The following is a 19,769-nucleotide window of genomic DNA, read 5'->3' as shown; positions in this document are numbered from 1 at the left end:
TCTGGAGATGTAAAAACTTGGCAAAAAATACTGAAATTTCAGAAGCTCAAGCTAAATTCAACGTTGGTGATGAAGTTGCTTTCAAAATTGAAAAGAAAACTTTTCACGGATTTATCGACAAAGGATACACCAACTCATTTTTAATCACCTTTGAGTCAGATGATCCTGAGATTATCGATAAGTACCACAATAAGGTAGTTATCAATAACCAGCACCTCAAAATGATCAAGGCAGCGCCAAAAGTTGAAACTGACGATGACGAAGATGATGATGAAAAAGATAGCAAAAAATAAAGATTAATATTTAAGCCATTCCATATTACTGGGATGGCTTTTTTATTTTGCCAATTTAGCCTTAAATGCTTTTTGCAAAGGAATAACAATTAGCGGAGTTACCACCCCACTAAAAATTGCCTCTGGAATCCCATTAGTACCCACAACTCCAAGTAAATAAGGAAGCAATTCCTTGACGTTAACTTGGTACAGTTGAGGAGCGTTTGACCGATAAAAAATATAGATTAATCCTAAAACTAACACAGTGTTAGTAAGGCTTCCAAGAATTGCGGCAATCGCCAATCGGGTTGTCTCATTTTTGATCATATTAATCATTGCTTTAAAAGTATACCCAGCAACAACCGCAATTAAAATCCTAGGTAGAATTGAAACCACTGGATTAACAAATACCAAAGCAGCCATTGGACTAGTTGGCCAAGCAAAAGCTCTAATAAAGGTAATCAGTCCCCAAACTCCACCAATGATAGCACCGTCTTTTATGCCCATCAGCATGGTTGCAACAACAACAGTGACTTGAATAATTGTTATTTCAAGTGGACCAATTGGAATGTAACCAATCATTGGGATTGATGTTTGTAAAAATATGATTGCAATGAACATTGCTAACATGCTGAATCGAAAAGTGTTTGTTCTCTTTCGTTTCATTACAAATCCTCCGTAATTGGAATAATTATATACTATCTATCACTCAGAAATAAGTAGTTTGTCTAATCTAAGCAGAAAGTTTAATAAAATTAAAAAAACACCTTCCAAGGAAAGTGTTTTTGACGAAAATATATAAATATTAACGCTTTGAGAATTGTGATGCCTTACGGGCTTTCTTAAGACCTGGCTTCTTACGTTCCTTCATACGAGCGTCACGAGTCAAAAGACCTGCGCGCTTCAAAGGTCCACGGAAATCTGGGTCTACTTCGAGCAATGCACGGGCAATTCCATGACGGGTTGCTCCGGCTTGTCCAGAATATCCACCACCATTAACGTTTACCAAAACATCATAGTTACCTAAAGTTTCTGTAACGTTGAATGGTTGAACAACAACTTCACGTAAATCAGCTGCTTGGATGTAATCTTCAATAGGACGATCATTCATTACGATTTTACCAGTTCCTGGTACCAAACGTACACGAGCAACTGAATCTTTACGACGGCCTGTGCCGCGATATTGTACTTGAGCCAATGCTATTTCCTCCTTAAATTAGGTTAGTGATATCCAAAACTTCTGGTTTCTGAGCATCATGATTGTGTTCTGCACCTGCATAGACATGCAACTTCAAACCAATCTTGTGACCTAATGAACTGTGAGGAAGCATTCCCTTAACTGAAGTTTCAATCAACTTCTCAGGATCTTTTTCACGAAAATCGCCGGCTGTTCTTTGCTTCAAACCACCGATGAATTTTGAGTGACGGTAATAGATCTTACCGCTAGCTTTCTTACCAGTTAAGGCTACTTGACTTGCATTAATTACAATTACGTTATCCCCAGTATCTACGTTGGGGGTGAAAGTTGGCTTATTTTTTCCTCGTAAAATAGATGCAACTACAGTTGAGAGACGTCCCAAAGGAACATCAGTTGCGTCAATAACGTACCATTTACGATCTACTTCACCAGGTTTTGCCATATAAGTTGTACGCACGTTAATTTCCTCCATGTTTCTGTGTTTGTTCGACACCAAATAAGATTCCGGGGCTTATCGTGGGGCAAACAATACCAGTTACAATAATACAAATAATACCGACTAAAGTCAATAAATTTTAAGCATTATCGCTGATATTTTGGTAACTTTGTTGGGTGTTCGCTGTCTTCACCAATATAATAGACATGCTTTAGATATAATCCAGATGCTGGCATTGTTCGTCTGGCCTGGTCCCTATCCCCTACCTCAAACAGTCTTGGAATATCGTTTTCAGGTCGAAACGATGAACCAATTTCGACCACTACTCCTACCATTATCCGAACCATATTATATAAAAAGCCATTACCATAAAATTCAATTTGGACTTCCCGCTCTTCAGGAATGTATTTTGCCTGAGCATTATAAATCGTTCTAACATTCGACCGAGCTGTAGAACCGGAAGCAACAAAGCTTGAAAAATCATGTTCACCAATCAAATCAGCAAGCGCTCGATTTACTTTATCAATATCAATGGGGTACTTCCAATGACCTGTATAGTTACGTTTAAACGGATCTGCAAACTCACCCAAACTAAGCCGATACAGATATTTTTTCCCAGAGACATCGTACCTTGCATGAAAATCATCGGCAACTTTCTCAGCCTTTAAGATTTCCATATCAAGAGGCAACATACTATTCAATCCTTTATACACTGCATTAGTGGGTAACTCAAAGGGAAAATCAAAATGAGCAACCTGAGCTAAAGCATGAACACCCGAATCAGTTCGGCCTGATCCATATACAATAATTTTTTCTTCAGGGTTCTTAGCCATCAAATTGACCTTATCAGTTAAAACCCCTTCAACCGTCCGTTTACCAGGTTGCCTTTGAAACCCATTAAACAAAGTGCCGTCATATGCAAATGTTAATTTATAGCGAGTAATATTTACACCTCATTAATTTCTGATCAGTAAAACGATAGCAAATATAGCAACAAAAGCTAGCACAGCAAGTGCATCAATTTTTTTCCAACCATAAACACGATATTTGGTTCTGTGCTCACTATCGACAAATCCTCTGGCATCCATTGCCGTAGACAGATTTTCTGCGTGAGTTATTGCCCCACTAAATAGTGGTACTAATAGTGGAATTGCGGATTGAATTCTCTGTTTAATACTACCAGAGCCAAAATCTACTCCTCGCGATCTCTGAGCATTCATAATCGACTCCATCTCATCCATCAAAGTCGGGACAAATCTCAGAGCAATCGATAACATGAGCGCTAAAGTATCTACTGGAAATCTAAGCTTCTTTAACGGTTTCAATAACGTCTGCACTCCATCAGCTATTCCTAATGGGGTTGTTGTTAAAGTTAATACCGTAGAAATCATGATAATCAGCAAAAATCTCATAAAAATATATCCACCTGTGATTAAACTATGAGCAGAGATTGACAATGGTCCCCATTGCCACCAGGGATTGCTGCTTTCAGTAAACAAAATCTGAATGACTACTGTAAAAATAATTAACCAAATTAATGGTCGAATTCCCTTGATGAAAAATAAGATGGAAATTCCAGTCAGCAGAACAATCATTATCATTGAAAGAGCAAGAACCCCATAGGTCAACCAGTTATTGGCAAAGAAAATAATAATCACAAACGCAAAACACAAAAGTAACTTTGCTTGAGGACTCATTTTATGAATTAATGATTCACCTGGAATGTATCTTCCAAAAATAAAGTTATTCATTCATGGATCCTCCCGCTATACTATCCGCCAATTCATCGATTGTCATCGGTAATTCGTTAAAGTTGAATCCTTGGCTAGCCAGTTCAAGGGCAAAACTAGCACTGTCCGGTAGATTAAGTTGATGGTCAACAACCCATGTTGGATCAGAGAATACCTTTCGTGGACCATCATGTTTTATCAGTTTACCCTGTTCCATCACCAACACATCATCTGCATAATTGGTTACATCATTCATCTGGTGAGTTACAAGAATAATTGTTACCCCTTCAGCATTAAGCCGTTTTGCAAGATTCATTATTTCGTGATGGCCACGTGGGTCTAGTCCGGCTGTTGGTTCGTCCATGATTAAAATTTCCGGTTTCATAGCAAGCACTCCAGCAATCGCTACTCTTCTCATCTGACCACCAGATAAATCAAAGGGTGATTTATTGAAATTTGCAGCCGGTAAGTTAACCATATTCAATGCTTCTTTTGCTAATAACTCAGCATTTTGCTCTGATTCACCATAGTTTTTCGGTCCAAACATCACGTCTTTCAAAACGGTTTCTTCGAATAACTGCTTTTCAGGAAATTGAAACACCATTCCAATATGCTTTCTAAATGACTTCAGATTTTTATTGCTTGTATCAGGCGTAATAGCCTTTCCTAAGACCTTAACTTCGCCAGCGGTCGGTTTGAGTAAGGCATTAATATGTTGGACTAACGTCGACTTACCACTACCAGTGTGGCCAATGACCGCCGTAAAAGAACCTGCTTTAATGCTAAGACTCACGTTTGATAAGGCATCGGCAGCCATTGGAGAATCGGCCTGATAAACATGGCTTACCTCTTTGAATTCAACTGCATTATCCATTGAACTAGCTCCTCTTTATTCGAATACTTGTCTGGCATACTAACATTTCTTTCTGACAACCGGTTAGCTAACCTAGTCGTGAAGGGGGCGTCTAGTCCTAGCTCAACTAACTTCTCTTCGTCGTTAAAAACATTCGAGGGAATATCATCCACAAGCAGTTTGCCACGGTTCAAAACTAAGACTCGGCTAGCTAATGCTGCTTCATCAATATCATGGGTAATTGAAATAACAGTTAAATTATTCTTCTCCTTTAGTTCAGCAACTAACTTTAAAACATCTTGCCTACCTTTTGGATCAAGCATGCTTGTAGCTTCATCAAGAATTAATATTTTAGGGTTAACGGCAAGAATCCCTGCAATAGCTACTCTTTGTTTTTGACCACCCGAGAGATTAGCTGGAACTGATTCACGGTAGTCCCACATTCCAACGTCCTTTAATCTTTTCTGAACTGTTTCAATCATTGAAGGCCGACTTACTTGTCTGTTTTCCAAGCCAAAGGCGACATCATCTTCTACCGTTGCTCCAACAAACTGATCTTCAGGATTTTGAAAAACCATTCCAATACTTTCTCTCACAAAATCAAGATTATCCTCATTGACGACCTTACCGTCAACAGTAATAGTCCCACTTTCAGCCTCTAATAATCCATCAATCAGTCTTGCTAATGTACTCTTTCCGCTACCGTTTTGACCAATAATAGCTGTCCAGGAGCCTCGCTCAATTGATAACGAAAGCTTTTTGAACAACTGCTCTTGCTCTGGATATTCAAATGTGAGATTATCCACCCGAATAATGTTATCCATCATACAACCTCGCTGACTTCATTTTAAATATATGTACAAAAAAATCACTAACAAGTAATTGGCGCGTGGAAAATCCACATTCAAACTAGACTAGGAAAAATCCACCATCATGACGTTCTATACCAAAAACCTGAGTGATTCTCGTGAAATTATGTTCGTGGCTAAAATAAATTAGTCAACAAGTTGAAGGATAACCATTTCTGCACCGTCACCACGACGTGGCATAGTCTTATAGATGCGTGTGTATCCACCATTACGATCAGCATACTTAGTTGCTAAATCGCCGAATAACTTTTGCAATGCGGTTGTTACTTCGATATCGTCTCCGTCTTCCTTAACATCTGCAACAACGTCACGGATGTAAGCAGCAGCTTGACGACGAGCGTGTAAGTCACCACGTTTGCCAAGTGAAATCATCTTGTCAGTAGTTGACCGAACTTCCTTAGCCTTAGCTTCAGTAGTGATGATTTGACCGTGAACAATCAAGTCAGTAGTAAGGTTACGAAGCAATGAACGACGGTGTTCACTTGTACGTTGTAATTTACGATTACGCATAGTTGTTTGTCCTCCTTTTTAACTAAAATTAGTCTTCTTTACGAAGTGATAGTCCAAGAGCTGCAAGTTTCTCTTTGACTTCTTCCAATGACTTCCGGCCAAGATTTCTAACCTTCATCATATCTGGTTCACTCTTCTCAGTTAATTCCTGAACAGTGTTAATACCAGCCCGCTTGAGACAATTGTATGATCTAACCGAAAGGTCAAGCTCTTCGATTGTCATTTCAAGCATCTTTTCCTTGTGGGATTCTTCCTTTTCCACCATGATTTCAGTGTTCTTAACTTCAGCAGTTAAGTCAATGAACATCTCAAGGTGCTCAGTTAGAATTTTTGCTGCTAAACTAACAGCTTCACTAGGGGTAATTGATCCATCTGTCCAGACATCAAGAGTCAACTTATCAAAGTCATCTCTTTGGCCTACCCGGGTACTTTCAACTTGATAGTTGACACGTTCGATTGGGGTATAAATAGAATCGACGGGAAGTACACCGATTGGCATGTCACTACTACGTTTCTTGTTCTCAACAGCAGAAACATAACCACGACCTTTGTTTGCGGTTAAGCGCATATGAAAATCAGTGCCTTCAGCGACTGTAGCAATGTGCAAATCAGGATTTAACACAGTTACGTCACTATCACCAACAATATCACCTGCGGTAACCTCAGCCGGTCCGATAACATCAATTTCTAAGTTTTCCTCTTCGTCGTCAGGTCCTTCCAACTTCAAAGAGATTTTCTTAACATTCAAAATGATTTGAGTCACATCTTCTACAACCCCTTTGATGGTCGAGAATTCGTGAAGCACATCATCGATTTGGATACTTGTAACTGCAGCACCAGGAAGCGAAGATAGAAGAGTTCTTCTTAGTGAATTACCAAGAGTAGTTCCATATCCTCTTTCCAATGGTTCAACTACAACTTCACCGTAGTTATCTGTTTCTTCAATCTTATGAATGTTAGGCTTTTCAAATTCAATCATTCTTATCATTAACCCCTTTCAAAACGTGTGAGTCTGTAAATCTTGAAAATAAATATGCGGGTACATATTCTAGTTTGCTAATTGGGCATTCCATTCACTAAACTCGACGACGCTTTGGAGGACGAGATCCATTGTGAGGGACAGGAGTAACATCTCTAATTGCTGTAACTTCTAACCCAGTTGCTTGAAGTGCACGAATAGCAGCTTCACGACCAGAACCTGGTCCCTTAACAGCAACTTCAACAGACTTCATACCATGTTCCATTGATGCTTTAGCAGCAGCTTCAGCAGCCATTTGGGCAGCAAATGGTGTTGACTTTCTACTACCACGAAAACCTAATGCACCGGCTGATGACCATGAAATAGCATTTCCTTGAACGTCGGTAATCATGACCAAAGTATTATTGAAAGTTGAGTGGATATGAGCCACACCAGATTCAATATTCTTTTTGACACGACGCTTCCGACTTGTCTTTTTGTTTACCATAAAAGTAGACGACCTCCTTTAACTAATTATTTTTTCTTACCTGCAATAGCAGTCTTCTTACCCTTACGAGTACGGGCATTGTTCTTTGTGTGTTGGCCACGAACAGGCAAACCACGACGGTGACGCATACCACGGTATGAGCCAATTTCTTGAAGGCGTTTGATGTTCATACTTACTTCACGACGTAAGTCACCTTCGATTTTGTAGTCGTCAACAACTGAACGAATTTTGTCCTCTTGATCAGGCGTTAAATCACGGACACGAACGTCCTCTGAAACTCCTGACTTTTTCAAAATCTCTTGTGCAGTTGTATCACCGATCCCAAAGATGTATGTGAGACCGATAACGATTCGCTTATCACGAGGTAAATCGATTCCGGCAATACGAGCCATTTAACAGCACCTCCTATTTATTATTTACCTTGACGTTGTTTGTGCTTAGGGTTAGCAGAGCAAATAATCATAACTCGACCTTTTCGCTTGATAACACGACAATGTTCGCACATTGGTTTTACTGATGGTCTTACTTTCATTTTTAATCCTCCTCAAAAAGATGAAGATAAAGAATTATTTAAACCGATAAGTAATTCTTCCCTTACTTAAGTCGTATGGCGACATTTCAACAGTTACTTTGTCCCCAGGTAGGATCCGAATGTAATGCATCCGAATTTTCCCCGAAACATGAGCCAAAATTTCATGACCATTTTCCAATTCAACTCGGAACATGGCATTTGGCAAAGTTTCAACAACTTTTCCTTCTACTTCTATGACATTATCTTTAGCCAATAAAAACACCTCCAACTGTGTAGTTAGGTTGATTAACTCTTACAATTGATAGCCACCCGAAAGTGTACCACAAGAGAGTATAAAATTCAATCTAATTATTCTTACCTAAGAAACTATAGGTTTGATAAAACCTTATCAACCTCTTGCCAAACATCATCAATGTTCTTATTTCCATCAACGTTGTACAGCAAGTTTCTTTCTTTATAGTAAGAAATCAATGGAGTATTCATTTTGATATTGACGTCTAGTCTATTCTTTACAGCTTCAGGCTTATCGTCCTCACGCTGGAAAAATTCATGACCGCCACAAACATCACAAGTGCCTTCAACTTTTGGCATGTGATAAAGCTTGTGATAAGTTGCTCCACACTTTTTGCAAATGAAGCGTCCTGTCAGACGATCAGTCAAAATATTAGGATCAACATCGATATAAATAACAGCATCAAGCGGTTTATCAAGCTCATCACTCATCTCCCCAAGTGCGTTAGCTTGGTCGAGAGTTCTTGGATATCCATCCAAGAGATAACCACTATCAGTGTCGTCCTTACCTAGCCTATCCTTAACAATCCCGTTGGTAACTTCGTCAGGCACCAAGTTCCCTTTGTCGGTAAACTCTTTTGCCTTAAGTCCCATTGGTGTTTCATTAGAGATGGCTTCTCTGAACATATCTCCCGTTGAAATGTGAGGGATATTGAATTTTTCTACAATGTATTGTGCTTGAGTTCCTTTACCTGCACCAGGTAGTCCCATTAAAATCAAATTTAATGACATTAAAATTCCTCCAAAAATTATTTAGGTACTGCGTCTTCTAGTCAGTAGTTGGGTGAGTTCCTTTAATGAAACCAACGTATTGCCGCTTCATCATTAATCCACGGATCTGACGGATGGTTTCAATAGCAACACCAACAACGATAAGTAAACTTGTACCACCTAAACCGATAGACTCATCAAGATTCCATACGTTTTGGGCAATTAATGGAATTAGGGCAACCACACCAAGGAAGATTGAACCAACAGTACTCAAACGCATCAATAAATTAGACACATATGTTTGAGTTTCATGTCCTGGCCAAACGCCTGGAATGTAACTTCCTTGCTTTTGCAAATTCTCTGATAATTTTTCAGGGTTAACCTGAACAAATGCATAGAAGAAAGTGAACATAACAATTAACACAGTGTACAACGTGGCACCAGTAGGAGTCTGCATATTAAAAATATCAGAAAGCACTTGATACCATGTGTCTTGTGAATAGTTGTTTGTGAATGCCATTAAAATTGTTTGTGGGGTTGCAATAAACGAACTTGCGAAAATAACTGGAATAACACCGGCAACGTTAACTTTCAATGGAAGGTAACTGCTATCTGATGCTCCAGATACTCGCCTCGTATATTGAATTGGAACTCGACGTTCCGCTTGTTGAACCCATGTTACAAAAGTGACGATCATCAGTACGATGATAAGAACAGCAAGAGCAAACAAAATTGGTTGCCACATATTCTTACCATTCACACCGACAAAGTATGTTTGATACAAGTGTTGAACACCAACAGGGAGGCGAGCAATAATACCCGCAAAGATAATCATTGAGATACCATTACCAATCCCCTTTTCAGTGATCATATCACCCATCCAAGTGGTCAACATAGTACCACCAGTCAGAATAATACCAATCATAGCAAAGGTTTTTAAGTTAGGATGTTGAACAAGATTCAAACTACTCAACTGATTAAAACCTGCAGTGATACCGATTGATTGGGCAAATCCAAGAAAAACCGTTAAATAACGAGTGTGTTGGTTTAACTTACGTCTACCAACTTCTCCTTGTTTGCTCCATTCAACATACTTTGGAACGATGTCCATTTGCAACAATTGGATAATAATTTGAGCAGTGATGTAAGGTGAAACCCCCATCGCAAAGATGGAATAGTTCGTCAATCCACCACCACTAAAGGTATTCAAAATGCTTACCAGTCCAGATGAAGCGACGGACTGAAGTGCTTTCGCATTGATTCCTGGAACCGTAATGTAGGCACCCAAACGGAAAACAATAAGAACTCCAAGAGTAAATAAAATCTTATTTCTGATCTCTTTGACTTTAAACGCACTTCTTAAAGTGGAAAGCATTAGATCACCTCGATTTGACCGCCTGCATTTTCAATTACAGATTGAGCTGTCTTCGAAAATTTGTTTGCTTTGACAGTCAACTTCTTTGATAACTTACCGTTACCAAGAATCTTTACGCCTGATTTAACGTTTTTAACAATTCCTGATTCAACAAGTAATTCAGGAGTTACTTCTGTACCATTATCAAACGCTTCAAGACGTTCAACATTGACAACAGCGTATTCTTTGCGGTTAATGTTGTTAAAACCACGCTTTGGCATACGACGGTACAATGGCATTTGGCCACCTTCGAAACCTACACGAGTTTTACTACGAGCTTTTTGTCCCTTTTGTCCACGACCGGCAGTCTTACCCTTACCGGCTGAACGACCACGACCTTTACGTGTACGTAATGAACGAGAACCTTCAGCAGCTTTCAATTCATTCAATTTCATGAAATTGGCACCTCCTTGCAATATTATTAGTCTTTAACTTGTTCTACTTCGATCAAGTGAGCAATTTGGAAAAGTGCTCCCCGAATAGATTCGTTATCAGGTTTAACAACTGTACTGTTTACTCGACCTAATCCAAGAGCCTTCACAATTTTGCGTTGCTTTGGGAGGCGATGTGCTGCACTATGTTTCAAAGTGATCTTTAATTGAGCCATTACAGTTACCTCCTTATTCAGCTAGATGTTGTGTAGAAACACCACGAAGAGCTGAAACTTCATCAGCATTCTTCAATGCTTTTAAGCCTTCAAAAGTAGCTCTAACAACATTGACTGGAGTGTTTGAACCCAACCTCTTACTTGTAATATCGTCAACACCAGCAAGTTCCATAACGTTACGTACGGCACCACCAGCGGCAACTCCAGAACCTTCAGCGGCAGGCTTAAGTAAGATACGGCCTCCACCAAATGTTCCAACAACTTCATGAGGAATTGTAGTACCAACAATCGGAACCTCAATCAAGTTTTTGTGAGCTGCTTCAACAGCCTTACGGATTGCTTCTGGAACTTCTTGGGCTTTACCAGTTCCAAAACCAACGTGGCCGTTCTTGTCTCCAACAACAACAAGTGCTGCGAAACGAAGACGACGACCACCTTTAACAACCTTAGTGATCCGGTTGATAGATACTACCGTATCTTCAAGCTCTAATTTATCTGGATCAATAAACTTCTTCATGTGCGGTTATTCCTCCTTCTTTTAAAATTCTAATCCGTTTTCACGGGCAGCGGCTGCAAGAGCTTCAACACGACCATGATAAATGTATCCACCACGATCAAAAACAACATTCTTGATGTTCTTTTCACTAGCACGTTCAGCTACTAATTTACCAACACTAGCTGCTTGTTCAGTCTTGTTTCCACCACTGACCGCAGTATCAAGTGTTGAGGCACTAACAAGCGTTACACCCTCTACGTCATCAATAATTTGAGCGTAGATGTTTTTATTAGAACGATATACATTCAAGCGTGGGCGCTCGGCAGTACCAGAAATTTTTGAACGGACACGGTTATGACGACGTTTCCGACTTTTATTCTTATCTGGTTTAGAAATCACAATAGTCACCTCAATATTTATTAACCGGCAATATTACTTACCAGTCTTACCTTCCTTACGGATAATGTGTTCGTTTTCGTAACGAATACCTTTACCCTTATATGGTTCTGGTGAACGAACTGCACGAATATCAGCAGCAAGATCACCAACTCTTTGTTTACTGATACCACTAATGTTAATAGTAGTGTTATCAGGAACTTCAACAGTTAAATCTTCAGGAACAGCGATTTCAACTGGGTTTGAATAACCAACGTTCAATGTAAGAGTCTTGCCCTTCAATTGAGCACGATATCCAACACCGACAAGCTTAAGTGTCTTTTTGAAACCGTCTGTAACTCCTTCAACCATGTTGTTGAAGTTAGCTCTTGTAGTACCATGCAATGCACGGACACGGTTGTTGTAGTCACCGATTGGCTCAAAATCAACTTCACTACCGTTAACATTCATCTTAATATCTGATGAAAGTTCACGAGTTAAAGAACCTTTAGAACCCTTTACAGTTACAACATTTCCGTCTACCTTAACCTCAACGCCTGCAGGCAAGGTAACTTTTTTATAACCAATACGACTCACGGATCACACCTCCAATTTTATTGAATTTTTACCAAACGTAAGCCAAAACTTCGCCGCCGACTTTTTGGGCGCGAGCTTCTTTATCGGTAATCACACCGTTTGATGTAGAAATGATAGCAATTCCTAGACCGTTAAGGACCTTAGGAACAGCGTCAGCTTTAACATAAGAACGTAATCCTGGCTTAGAAATTCTCTTAAGACCAGAAATTACTCGTTGCTTATCCTTACCGTACTTCAAGAAAACACGGATAACGCCTTGCTTGTCATCTTCGATATATTCAACATCGCGTACGAAACCTTCTTTTTTCAAGATTTCAGCAATGTCTCTTTTGATTTTTGATGCAGGTACTTCAACTGTTTCATGGTAAACCATGTTCGCATTACGAATACGAGTTAAAAAGTCTGCAATTGGGTCAGTCATAGACATTAACGCACAACCTCCTTTTTGTTTTTATTACCAACTAGCTTTCTTCATACCAGGAATTTGACCCTTGTGGGCAAGTTCACGGACACAAAGACGGCATAAATGGAATTTCTTGTATACTGAACGAGGTCGTCCGCAACGTTCGCACCGGGTGTAAGCCTGGGTTGAGAACTTTGCTGGCCGTTCACTTTTAACAATCAATGATTTTTTAGCCAATGTGAAACCTCCTCATTATCTAGCAAATGGCATACCGAATTGAGTCAACAACTCACGTGATTCTTCATCGGTATTTGCGGTAGTTACAATAACAATGTCCAAACCTCTAACACGGTTAACATTATCATAATCAATTTCAGGGAAAATCAATTGTTCTCTAACACCAAGTGTGTAGTTACCACGGCCATCAAAGGCACGAGTACTTACACCGTGGAAGTCACGAACTCGAGGAAGTGACACGTTGATCAATTTATCCAAGAAATCATACATTCTGTCACCACGAAGAGTTACTTTAGCACCAATTGACATACCTTCACGAAGTCTGAAACCGGCGATTGATTTCTTGGCTTTAGTAACCAATGGCTTTTGACCAGAGATCAATGCTAATTCAGCAACAGCTTCGTCCAAGTTCTTAGCGTTGGTTACGGCATCACCGACACCCATGTTAAGAACAATCTTTTCAATCTTTGGGGCTTGCATGCTTGATGAGTAACTAAACTTATCAATCATGTGTGGAGTAATTTCACTAACGAATTTTTCATGTAAACGACTTGACATTTAAAAGGTTTCCTCCTTTCGCTAAATATTAATCAATCGCTTTTTGCGACTTTTTAGCAACACGTACTTTTTTACCATCTTCAACTTTGAAAGAAACCTTTGTAGGTTCGTTGGTTGATGGATCAATGAGCATTACGTTTGAAACATGAATTGGGGCTTCAGTATCAACAATTCCACCTTGTGGGTTAGTTGAGCTAGCCTTAGCATGCTTCTTAATCATGTTTACGCCTTCTACGACAACACGATCTTTTGAAGCAATTGTCTTCTTGACAGTTCCTTCTTTACCTTTGTCCTTACCACTAATAACACGAACTTTGTCACCAGTTTTAATGAACATAACGGCACCTCCTTATATCTTTGGTTGAATTAAAGTACTTCTGGGGCTAATGAAACGATCTTCATGAAGTTATTATCACGCAATTCACGAGCAACCGGGCCAAAGATACGAGTGCCTTGTGGGCTTTTATCATCACGAATAAGAACAGCTGCGTTTTCATCGAAACGGATGTATGAACCATCATTACGGCGAGTAACTGCTTTAGTTCTAACAACAACGGCCTTTACAACGTCACCCTTTTTGACAACGCCACCTGGTGTTGCTTGTTTAACAGTAGCAACGATTGTATCACCAATTCCGGCATATCTTCTAGTTGAGCCACCCAAAACTTTAATTGTAAGTATTTCTCTTGCACCTGAGTTATCGGCAACCTTTAAACGACTTTCTTGTTGAATCACAGGTATTTCCTCCCTTCATTTTTTAGATCAGAATACGATAAAAAATGATAATCAAGTAAAATTAAATAATAACCGCTTTTTCAACAACTTCGAGTAAACGGAAACGTTTTGTCTTTGACATTGGACGAGTTTCCATAATCTTAACGATATCATTTACTTTAGCTTCGTTGTTTTCATCATGAGCAGTGTATTTTTTAGAATACCTAACACGCTTACCATATACAGGATGGTTTTTGTAAGTTTCAACAACGACAGTGATTGTCTTGTCAGCTTTATCTGAAACAACACGTCCTTGATAAACTTTACGCTGGTTACGTTCTTCAGCCATTAATTTGTTACCTCCTTATCGTATTCTATTTGTTAAGTTCTTGTTGACGAAGTGCAGTCTTGATCCGCGCGATGTTCTTACGAACTTGCTTAAGACGAGCGGTGTTTTCCAATTGACCAGTGGCTAGTTGGAAACGAAGATTGAACAATTCATCCTTGTAATCTTTTTCTTTTTCAAGCATTTGATCAGTGGTTAATTCATTAATATCTTTAGCCTTCATTTGATTCGCCACCTACTTCCTCACGTTTTAAAATCTTAGTTCTAACGGGAAGTTTCATTGATGCAAGGCGTAAAGCTTCAGTAGCAACTTCTTCAGAAACGCCGCCTACTTCAAACAATACTTTACCACGCTTAACGGGTGCTACCCATCCAGCTGGTGTACCTTTACCATTACCCATTCGGACTCCGACACCTTTTTCAGTATATGATTTGTGAGGGAAAATCTTGATCCAAACTTTTCCACCACGCTTCATGAAACGGGTCATTGCAATACGAGCAGCTTCGATTTGACGGTTTGAAATCCAATGTGAATCAAGAGATTGTAAACCGTAATCACCGAAGGTTACCGTCTTGCCACCCTTAGCAGCTCCACGGAGCTTACCACGATGTTCACGGCGGTGCTTAACACGTTTTGGTACTAACATGTTTATTTACCTCCTTTTTCTGCGCTATCGTCATTCTTTTTTTCAGGAAGAATCTCACCACGGTAGATCCAAGTTTTAACTCCGATTGAACCGTAAGTTGTGTGTGCTTCTACCCAAGCATAATCGATATCAGCTCTCAAAGTATGCAAAGGAACAGTTCCATCAGAATATGTTTCAATACGAGCCATATCAGCACCGTTCAAACGACCAGCTGATTGAGTCTTAATACCCTTGGCACCTGATCTCATAGTTCTTTGCATAGATTGTCTCATAGCACGACGGAAAGCAACACGACCCTCAAGTTGACGAGCGATGTTTTCACCAACTAATTTTGCATCCAAATCTGGTTTCTTGATTTCGATGATGTTGATGTGAACTCTCTTACCAGTTAAGTTGTTAAGTTCCTTACGAAGATTTTCAACTTCAGAACCACCCTTACCAATAACCATACCTGGCTTAGCAGTGTGGATAGAAACGTTAACACGATTTGCTGCACGTTCAATTTCAACAGTTGAAACTGAGGCACTAGCTAAATTCTTTTCGATGAACTTCCGAATTTGTAGGTCTTCGCGTAAGTATGCAGCGTATTCTTTGTCTGCGTACCACTTGGCTTCCCAGTCACGAATGACACCAACACGGAATCCATTAGGATTAATTTTTTGTCCCACGCGTTATCCCTCCTCTTTTTCAGACACAACGATTGTGATGTGACTTGTTCGTTTGTTGATTGGTGATGCAGAACCCTTAGCTCTAGGACGGAATCTCTTAAGTGTTGGGCCTTCGTTTACGAAAACTTCACTAACATATAAGTTTTCACTATCTAAATCAAAATTATTTTCTGCGTTGGCAACAGCAGATTTTAAAACCTTGGCAACTACAGGTGAAGCTCCACGAGGTGTGAAGTCCAAAATAGCAGCTGCTTCAGCAACGTTCTTGCCTCTGATAAGATCGACTACAAGGCGGACCTTACGAGCGGCGATACGAACAGTTTTGGCTGTTGCCTTTGCTGATGTAACTTCTTCAGCCATATGTTGTTATCCTCCTTGTTTACTTTGTCTTCTTATCGTCTCCACCATGTCCGTGGAATGTACGAGTTGGAACGAATTCACCAAGCTTGTGACCTACCATGTCTTCTTGGACATATACTGGGACGTGCTTACGTCCATCATAAACTGCAAATGTATATCCAATAAAACTTGGGAAAATTGTCGATCTACGTGACCAAGTCTTGATAACAGACTTCTTTTCCTGATCTTTTTGTGCGTCTACTTTTTTAAGCAGATACTCGTCAGCAAATGGTCCCTTTTTTAAGCTTCGACTCATTATTTGACCTCCTCTTTATGAGTAGTGATTTTAATTAATCAGTTAACTACATTTTTGACCCTTTACGACGACGAACGATAAACTTATCTGAACGTGCCTTCTTAGAACGAGTCTTCTTACCAACTGTCTTCTTACCCCATGGTGATAATGGTGATGGAAGACCAACTGGAGCTTTACCTTCACCACCACCATGAGGGTGATCGTTAGGGTTCATTACAGATCCACGAACATGAGGACGTTGACCTTTATAACGAGTTCTACCAGCTTTACCAACATTAACAAGTTCATGTTCTTCGTTACCAACTGCACCGATAGTGGCACGGTTAACTGAAAGAATCATTCTAACTTCACCAGATGCAAGTCTAACTAAAGCGTACTTACCATCACGGCCAAGCAATTGTGCTGAGGCACCAGCTGAACGTGCAAGTTGTCCACCTTTACCAGGCTTCAATTCGATGTTGTGGATGATTGAACCAACTGGAATCTTCTCTAATGGAAGTGCGTTACCAGTCTTAATATCAGCGTTAACACCAGATTCAACCTTATCGCCAACCTTTAATCCCTTAGGTGCGATAATGTAAGTTTTTACACCATCAGCATAAACAAGAAGTGCAATGTTTGCAGTTCTGTTTGGATCGTATTCGATAGCTTTAACAATTGCTGGCACATCATCTTTGATACGTTTGAAATCAATAACACGGTATTGATTTTTGTTACCGCCACCACGGTGACGAACAGTCATATGACCGTAGTTGTTACGGCCGGCTGTCTTGCTCTTTGATTCAAGCAATGACTTTTCTGGCTTTGACTTAGTAATTGCACTGTAGTCAAGGCTAGTCATGTTACGTCTACCATTACTGGTTGGCTTGTATGTCTTTATAGCCACAATGTTTCCCTCCTACATCACAAATTTAATATTATTCTTCACCGAATAATTTAATTTCTTTTGAATCTTCTGTTAGAGTAACGATAGCCTTACGACGTTTCTTAGTAAAACCAACATAACGTCCTTGGCGCTTTTCCTTACCCTTAACATTCATAATGTTAACCTTAGTTACTTTAACATCGAAGATATCTTCAATGGCTTTTTTCACTTGAGTCTTAGTTGCTCGTAGATCAACATCGAATGTATATCTTTTGTCGTCCATCTTACTAGTTGATTCTTCAGTAATAACTGGGCGTAAAACTATATCGCGTGATTCCATTATGCGAGCACCTCCTCTACTTGAGAAAGAGCAGCTTTCGTGATGACAACTTTTTGACTGTTAGCAACATCTAACACGTTGATACCTTTAGCAGGTAATACCTTAACGTTTTCGATGTTACGAGCAGAACGACTTGCGTTTTCGTTGCCGTCTTCCAAAACTACCAATGTCTTCTTTGAAGCGTCTAACTTATCAAGCAAGTTCACGAAGTCTTTTGTCTTTGGTTGATCAAATGATAATGAGTCAACAACCAACAAGTTTTCTTCTGAAACTTTTGATGATAATACTGACTTCAATGCCAAACGTGATACCTTACGTGGCAAATGGTATGCGTATGAACGAGGAGTTGGTCCGAAGACAATTCCTCCGCCACGCCATTGTGGTGAACGAATTGAGCCTTGACGAGCTCTACCAGTTCCCTTTTGACGCCATGGCTTTCTTCCACCACCGCGAACAGCAGAACGGTTCTTAACAGCATGAGTACCTTGACGCATTGATGCACGTTGCATAAGAATTACGTCAAACACAACATGTTCGTTAGGTTCAATGGCAAAGATCTCATCGTTCAATGAAACCGTACCGTTTTTGTTTCCGTCTTGTTTAAATAATGCTACATCAGTCATCTAATGGTTGCCTCCCTTCTATTTTTTTGAACCGCGAGCTGCGGTTTTGATTGTAACGAATGATTTGTTTGCACCAGGAACGTTACCTTTGATCAAGATTACGTTATTTTCTGTATCGGCACGAACGATTTCAAGGTTTTGAATAGTTACAGTCTTGTTTCCCATACGACCTGGGAGTTTCATACCTGGAACAACCCGGTTGATAATTACACCAAGTGAACCTGGACGACGGTGATAACGAGAACCGTGGGTTTCTGGTCCACGACTTTGACCGTCTTTGTGGATATTACCTTGGTATCCATGACCTTTAGTTGTACCAGTAACATCTACGATGTCACCTGGTTCAAAGACGTCAGCTTTTACTTCACCTGATACTTCGTAATCTCCAAGCTCAACATCTCTGATTTCTTTAATGAAGCGCTTAGGATTAGTATTTGCTTTCTTTGCATGACCTTCGGCTGGCTTGTTTGAAAGCACAGCACGCTTATCAGCATAACCCAATTGAACAGCTTCGTAACCTTCGCTTTCAACCGTCTTAACTTGCATAACAACGTTAGGAGTAACTTCAACTACAGTTACAGGGACTAATTCGCCGTTATCAGTAAAAACTTGGGTCATTCCAACCTTTTTTCCTAAGATTCCTTTTTTGGTCATGAGTACACCTCCAATTTATTTGTAATTATAGTTTGATTTCGATATCTACACCGCTTGGCAAGTCGAGCTTCATTAATGAGTCAACTGTCTTTGGTGTTGGATTTGTAATGTCGATTAAACGCTTGTGAGTCAAGATTTCAAATTGTTCACGCGCATCTTTAAACTTATGTGGTGAACTTAAAACAGTATAGATAGTACGTTCTGTTGGCAAAGGAATTGGACCTGAGATAGTAGCTCCAGTTCTTTGTGCAGTTGCAACGATCTTGTCTGCTGATTGATCTAAAATACGATGCTCATACGCCTTCAAGCGAATACGAATTTTTTGGTTTGCCATTGTGTTCCCTCCTTCGTCTATTTTAAAAATATGACTAACTCCGTGAAAATTACCGCCGCCCCCATGGCAAAGCATCCGGGTGTGTCGCAACCTTTCACATCAAAGCTATTCGCGCATTATTTTTTGGGCATACTTACCCCTAAAAACAATTACTAGGATAGTTTACTAGAAAAAGCATCTCGGTGCAAGGGTAACAGGCAATAAATTTGAATTTGTAATAATTTTGTTATCCAACAAAAAAGGTTCTACAATATCTGTTGTTGGTGATAGATTTTTCTATCACTGATAGCAGATTTTTTTGTATATTCTAAAGGTACACAAAAACGGAGACCTTCCGTTTTAAACCACCCTACTAAAAGCGTTCAAAG

General features: G+C 39.7%; 37 protein-coding genes. 1 reads left to right on the top strand and 36 read right to left on the bottom strand.

Features of this window, described 5'->3' with window-relative positions:
* Positions 1-17 precede the first annotated feature (17 nt).
* Positions 18-293: a DUF2187 domain-containing protein gene (locus QOW94_RS04710; protein WP_283679076.1), complete on the top strand. Its 276-nt coding sequence runs from the start codon at positions 18-20 to the stop codon at positions 291-293.
* Positions 294-335: 42 nt separating this feature from the next.
* Here QOW94_RS04710 and QOW94_RS04705 read toward each other — a convergent pair whose 3' ends face one another.
* From QOW94_RS04705 to rpsJ, 36 genes are all read right to left on the bottom strand, one after another.
* Positions 336-938 (bottom strand): ECF transporter S component, encoded by a 603-nt coding sequence (locus QOW94_RS04705; RefSeq protein ID WP_283679075.1) that lies wholly within the window; start codon positions 936-938, stop codon positions 336-338.
* A gap of 139 nt (positions 939-1,077) precedes the next feature.
* Positions 1,078-1,470 (bottom strand): 30S ribosomal protein S9, encoded by a 393-nt coding sequence (rpsI, locus tag QOW94_RS04700; RefSeq protein WP_283679074.1) that lies wholly within the window; start codon positions 1,468-1,470, stop codon positions 1,078-1,080.
* Between the two features lie 13 nt (positions 1,471-1,483).
* Positions 1,484-1,927: a 50S ribosomal protein L13 gene (gene rplM, locus QOW94_RS04695; protein ID WP_283679073.1), complete on the bottom strand. Its 444-nt coding sequence runs from the start codon at positions 1,925-1,927 to the stop codon at positions 1,484-1,486.
* A 125-nt stretch (positions 1,928-2,052) separates the two neighbouring features.
* Positions 2,053-2,850 (bottom strand): tRNA pseudouridine(38-40) synthase TruA, encoded by a 798-nt coding sequence (gene truA / locus QOW94_RS04690; RefSeq protein ID WP_283679139.1) that lies wholly within the window; start codon positions 2,848-2,850, stop codon positions 2,053-2,055.
* 12 nt (positions 2,851-2,862) lie between these two features.
* Positions 2,863-3,657: an energy-coupling factor transporter transmembrane component T family protein gene (locus QOW94_RS04685; protein WP_283679072.1), complete on the bottom strand. Its 795-nt coding sequence runs from the start codon at positions 3,655-3,657 to the stop codon at positions 2,863-2,865.
* Positions 3,650-4,510 (bottom strand): energy-coupling factor transporter ATPase, encoded by an 861-nt coding sequence (locus QOW94_RS04680; RefSeq protein WP_283679071.1) that lies wholly within the window; start codon positions 4,508-4,510, stop codon positions 3,650-3,652. Before QOW94_RS04680 ends, QOW94_RS04685 begins: the two co-directional genes overlap by 8 nt.
* Entirely contained in the window at positions 4,480-5,313 is an 834-nt protein-coding gene (locus QOW94_RS04675) for an energy-coupling factor transporter ATPase (protein ID WP_283679070.1), read from the bottom strand. The genes QOW94_RS04680 and QOW94_RS04675 overlap by 31 nt, the downstream gene beginning before the upstream one ends.
* 171 nt (positions 5,314-5,484) lie before the next feature.
* Entirely contained in the window at positions 5,485-5,868 is a 384-nt protein-coding gene (gene rplQ / locus QOW94_RS04670; protein WP_283679069.1) for a 50S ribosomal protein L17, read from the bottom strand.
* A gap of 28 nt (positions 5,869-5,896) precedes the next feature.
* Entirely contained in the window at positions 5,897-6,847 is a 951-nt protein-coding gene (locus QOW94_RS04665) for a DNA-directed RNA polymerase subunit alpha (RefSeq protein WP_283679068.1), read from the bottom strand.
* A gap of 97 nt (positions 6,848-6,944) precedes the next feature.
* Complete coding sequence (rpsK, locus tag QOW94_RS04660) at positions 6,945-7,334, bottom strand: 30S ribosomal protein S11 (RefSeq protein ID WP_283679067.1); 390 nt, start codon at positions 7,332-7,334, stop codon at positions 6,945-6,947.
* Positions 7,335-7,360: 26 nt separating this feature from the next.
* A complete protein-coding gene (gene rpsM / locus QOW94_RS04655; RefSeq protein WP_283679066.1) occupies positions 7,361-7,726 on the bottom strand; it encodes a 30S ribosomal protein S13 in 366 nt (121 codons plus the stop codon).
* Positions 7,727-7,746: 20 nt separating this feature from the next.
* Positions 7,747-7,866: a 50S ribosomal protein L36 gene (rpmJ, locus tag QOW94_RS04650; protein WP_227361241.1), complete on the bottom strand. Its 120-nt coding sequence runs from the start codon at positions 7,864-7,866 to the stop codon at positions 7,747-7,749.
* A 34-nt stretch (positions 7,867-7,900) separates the two neighbouring features.
* Positions 7,901-8,119 carry a translation initiation factor IF-1 gene (gene infA, locus QOW94_RS04645; RefSeq protein ID WP_008855782.1) on the bottom strand — a complete coding sequence of 73 codons (219 nt, stop codon included), beginning with the start codon at positions 8,117-8,119 and terminating at the stop codon, positions 7,901-7,903.
* A 113-nt stretch (positions 8,120-8,232) separates the two neighbouring features.
* Positions 8,233-8,889 (bottom strand): adenylate kinase, encoded by a 657-nt coding sequence (locus QOW94_RS04640; protein ID WP_283679064.1) that lies wholly within the window; start codon positions 8,887-8,889, stop codon positions 8,233-8,235.
* A gap of 37 nt (positions 8,890-8,926) precedes the next feature.
* Positions 8,927-10,243 (bottom strand): preprotein translocase subunit SecY, encoded by a 1,317-nt coding sequence (secY, locus tag QOW94_RS04635; RefSeq protein WP_283679063.1) that lies wholly within the window; start codon positions 10,241-10,243, stop codon positions 8,927-8,929.
* Positions 10,243-10,677 (bottom strand): 50S ribosomal protein L15, encoded by a 435-nt coding sequence (rplO, locus tag QOW94_RS04630; RefSeq protein WP_283679062.1) that lies wholly within the window; start codon positions 10,675-10,677, stop codon positions 10,243-10,245. Before rplO ends, secY begins: the two co-directional genes overlap by 1 nt.
* A gap of 26 nt (positions 10,678-10,703) precedes the next feature.
* Positions 10,704-10,889, bottom strand: coding sequence for a 50S ribosomal protein L30 (gene rpmD, locus QOW94_RS04625; protein WP_283679061.1), 186 nt, complete (start codon positions 10,887-10,889; stop codon positions 10,704-10,706).
* Between the two features lie 13 nt (positions 10,890-10,902).
* A complete protein-coding gene (gene rpsE / locus QOW94_RS04620) occupies positions 10,903-11,406 on the bottom strand; it encodes a 30S ribosomal protein S5 (RefSeq protein WP_283679060.1) in 504 nt (167 codons plus the stop codon).
* A 21-nt stretch (positions 11,407-11,427) separates the two neighbouring features.
* The gene (gene rplR / locus QOW94_RS04615) at positions 11,428-11,784 is read right to left on the bottom strand and encodes a 50S ribosomal protein L18 (protein ID WP_283679059.1); all 357 of its coding nucleotides are present in this window, start codon (positions 11,782-11,784) and stop codon (positions 11,428-11,430) included.
* 33 nt (positions 11,785-11,817) lie between these two features.
* Entirely contained in the window at positions 11,818-12,357 is a 540-nt protein-coding gene (gene rplF, locus QOW94_RS04610) for a 50S ribosomal protein L6 (RefSeq protein WP_283679058.1), read from the bottom strand.
* 28 nt (positions 12,358-12,385) lie between these two features.
* Entirely contained in the window at positions 12,386-12,784 is a 399-nt protein-coding gene (gene rpsH, locus QOW94_RS04605; protein ID WP_283679057.1) for a 30S ribosomal protein S8, read from the bottom strand.
* 27 nt (positions 12,785-12,811) lie between these two features.
* On the bottom strand, positions 12,812-12,997 hold the full coding sequence (locus tag QOW94_RS04600; protein WP_283679056.1) for a type Z 30S ribosomal protein S14: 186 nt from the start codon (positions 12,995-12,997) through the stop codon (positions 12,812-12,814).
* A gap of 15 nt (positions 12,998-13,012) precedes the next feature.
* Positions 13,013-13,555, bottom strand: a complete 543-nt coding sequence (gene rplE / locus QOW94_RS04595; protein WP_283679055.1) for a 50S ribosomal protein L5 — start codon at positions 13,553-13,555, stop codon at positions 13,013-13,015.
* A 28-nt stretch (positions 13,556-13,583) separates the two neighbouring features.
* A complete protein-coding gene (rplX, locus tag QOW94_RS04590) occupies positions 13,584-13,892 on the bottom strand; it encodes a 50S ribosomal protein L24 (RefSeq protein WP_283679053.1) in 309 nt (102 codons plus the stop codon).
* 29 nt (positions 13,893-13,921) lie between these two features.
* On the bottom strand, positions 13,922-14,290 hold the full coding sequence (gene rplN / locus QOW94_RS04585; RefSeq protein WP_283679051.1) for a 50S ribosomal protein L14: 369 nt from the start codon (positions 14,288-14,290) through the stop codon (positions 13,922-13,924).
* A 61-nt stretch (positions 14,291-14,351) separates the two neighbouring features.
* A complete protein-coding gene (gene rpsQ / locus QOW94_RS04580) occupies positions 14,352-14,618 on the bottom strand; it encodes a 30S ribosomal protein S17 (RefSeq protein ID WP_283679050.1) in 267 nt (88 codons plus the stop codon).
* 25 nt (positions 14,619-14,643) lie between these two features.
* On the bottom strand, positions 14,644-14,838 hold the full coding sequence (gene rpmC / locus QOW94_RS04575) for a 50S ribosomal protein L29 (RefSeq protein WP_283679049.1): 195 nt from the start codon (positions 14,836-14,838) through the stop codon (positions 14,644-14,646).
* Positions 14,828-15,262, bottom strand: a complete 435-nt coding sequence (rplP, locus tag QOW94_RS04570) for a 50S ribosomal protein L16 (RefSeq protein WP_283679046.1) — start codon at positions 15,260-15,262, stop codon at positions 14,828-14,830. The genes rpmC and rplP overlap by 11 nt, the downstream gene beginning before the upstream one ends.
* A gap of 2 nt (positions 15,263-15,264) precedes the next feature.
* Complete coding sequence (gene rpsC / locus QOW94_RS04565; RefSeq protein WP_283679045.1) at positions 15,265-15,930, bottom strand: 30S ribosomal protein S3; 666 nt, start codon at positions 15,928-15,930, stop codon at positions 15,265-15,267.
* 3 nt (positions 15,931-15,933) lie between these two features.
* Positions 15,934-16,290 carry a 50S ribosomal protein L22 gene (gene rplV / locus QOW94_RS04560; RefSeq protein ID WP_283679043.1) on the bottom strand — a complete coding sequence of 119 codons (357 nt, stop codon included), beginning with the start codon at positions 16,288-16,290 and terminating at the stop codon, positions 15,934-15,936.
* Positions 16,291-16,309: 19 nt separating this feature from the next.
* A complete protein-coding gene (gene rpsS, locus QOW94_RS04555) occupies positions 16,310-16,585 on the bottom strand; it encodes a 30S ribosomal protein S19 (RefSeq protein ID WP_283679042.1) in 276 nt (91 codons plus the stop codon).
* Between the two features lie 46 nt (positions 16,586-16,631).
* Positions 16,632-17,471, bottom strand: a complete 840-nt coding sequence (gene rplB / locus QOW94_RS04550; RefSeq protein WP_283679041.1) for a 50S ribosomal protein L2 — start codon at positions 17,469-17,471, stop codon at positions 16,632-16,634.
* Positions 17,472-17,502: 31 nt separating this feature from the next.
* Entirely contained in the window at positions 17,503-17,790 is a 288-nt protein-coding gene (gene rplW / locus QOW94_RS04545) for a 50S ribosomal protein L23 (protein ID WP_283679040.1), read from the bottom strand.
* Positions 17,790-18,413 (bottom strand): 50S ribosomal protein L4, encoded by a 624-nt coding sequence (rplD, locus tag QOW94_RS04540; protein ID WP_283679039.1) that lies wholly within the window; start codon positions 18,411-18,413, stop codon positions 17,790-17,792. Before rplD ends, rplW begins: the two co-directional genes overlap by 1 nt.
* Positions 18,414-18,431: 18 nt before the next feature.
* A complete protein-coding gene (rplC, locus tag QOW94_RS04535; RefSeq protein ID WP_283679038.1) occupies positions 18,432-19,067 on the bottom strand; it encodes a 50S ribosomal protein L3 in 636 nt (211 codons plus the stop codon).
* Between the two features lie 25 nt (positions 19,068-19,092).
* The gene (rpsJ, locus tag QOW94_RS04530; protein ID WP_283679037.1) at positions 19,093-19,401 is read right to left on the bottom strand and encodes a 30S ribosomal protein S10; all 309 of its coding nucleotides are present in this window, start codon (positions 19,399-19,401) and stop codon (positions 19,093-19,095) included.
* Between the last annotated feature and the right edge of the window lie 368 nt (positions 19,402-19,769).

It is taken from the genome of Lentilactobacillus sp. Marseille-Q4993, assembly GCF_951230165.1.
In the GTDB taxonomy this organism is placed as follows: Bacteria; Bacillota; Bacilli; order Lactobacillales; family Lactobacillaceae; genus Lentilactobacillus.
The sequence above is the reverse complement of the archived record's forward strand: the minus strand, read 5'-3'. Positions and strand labels throughout refer to the sequence as shown.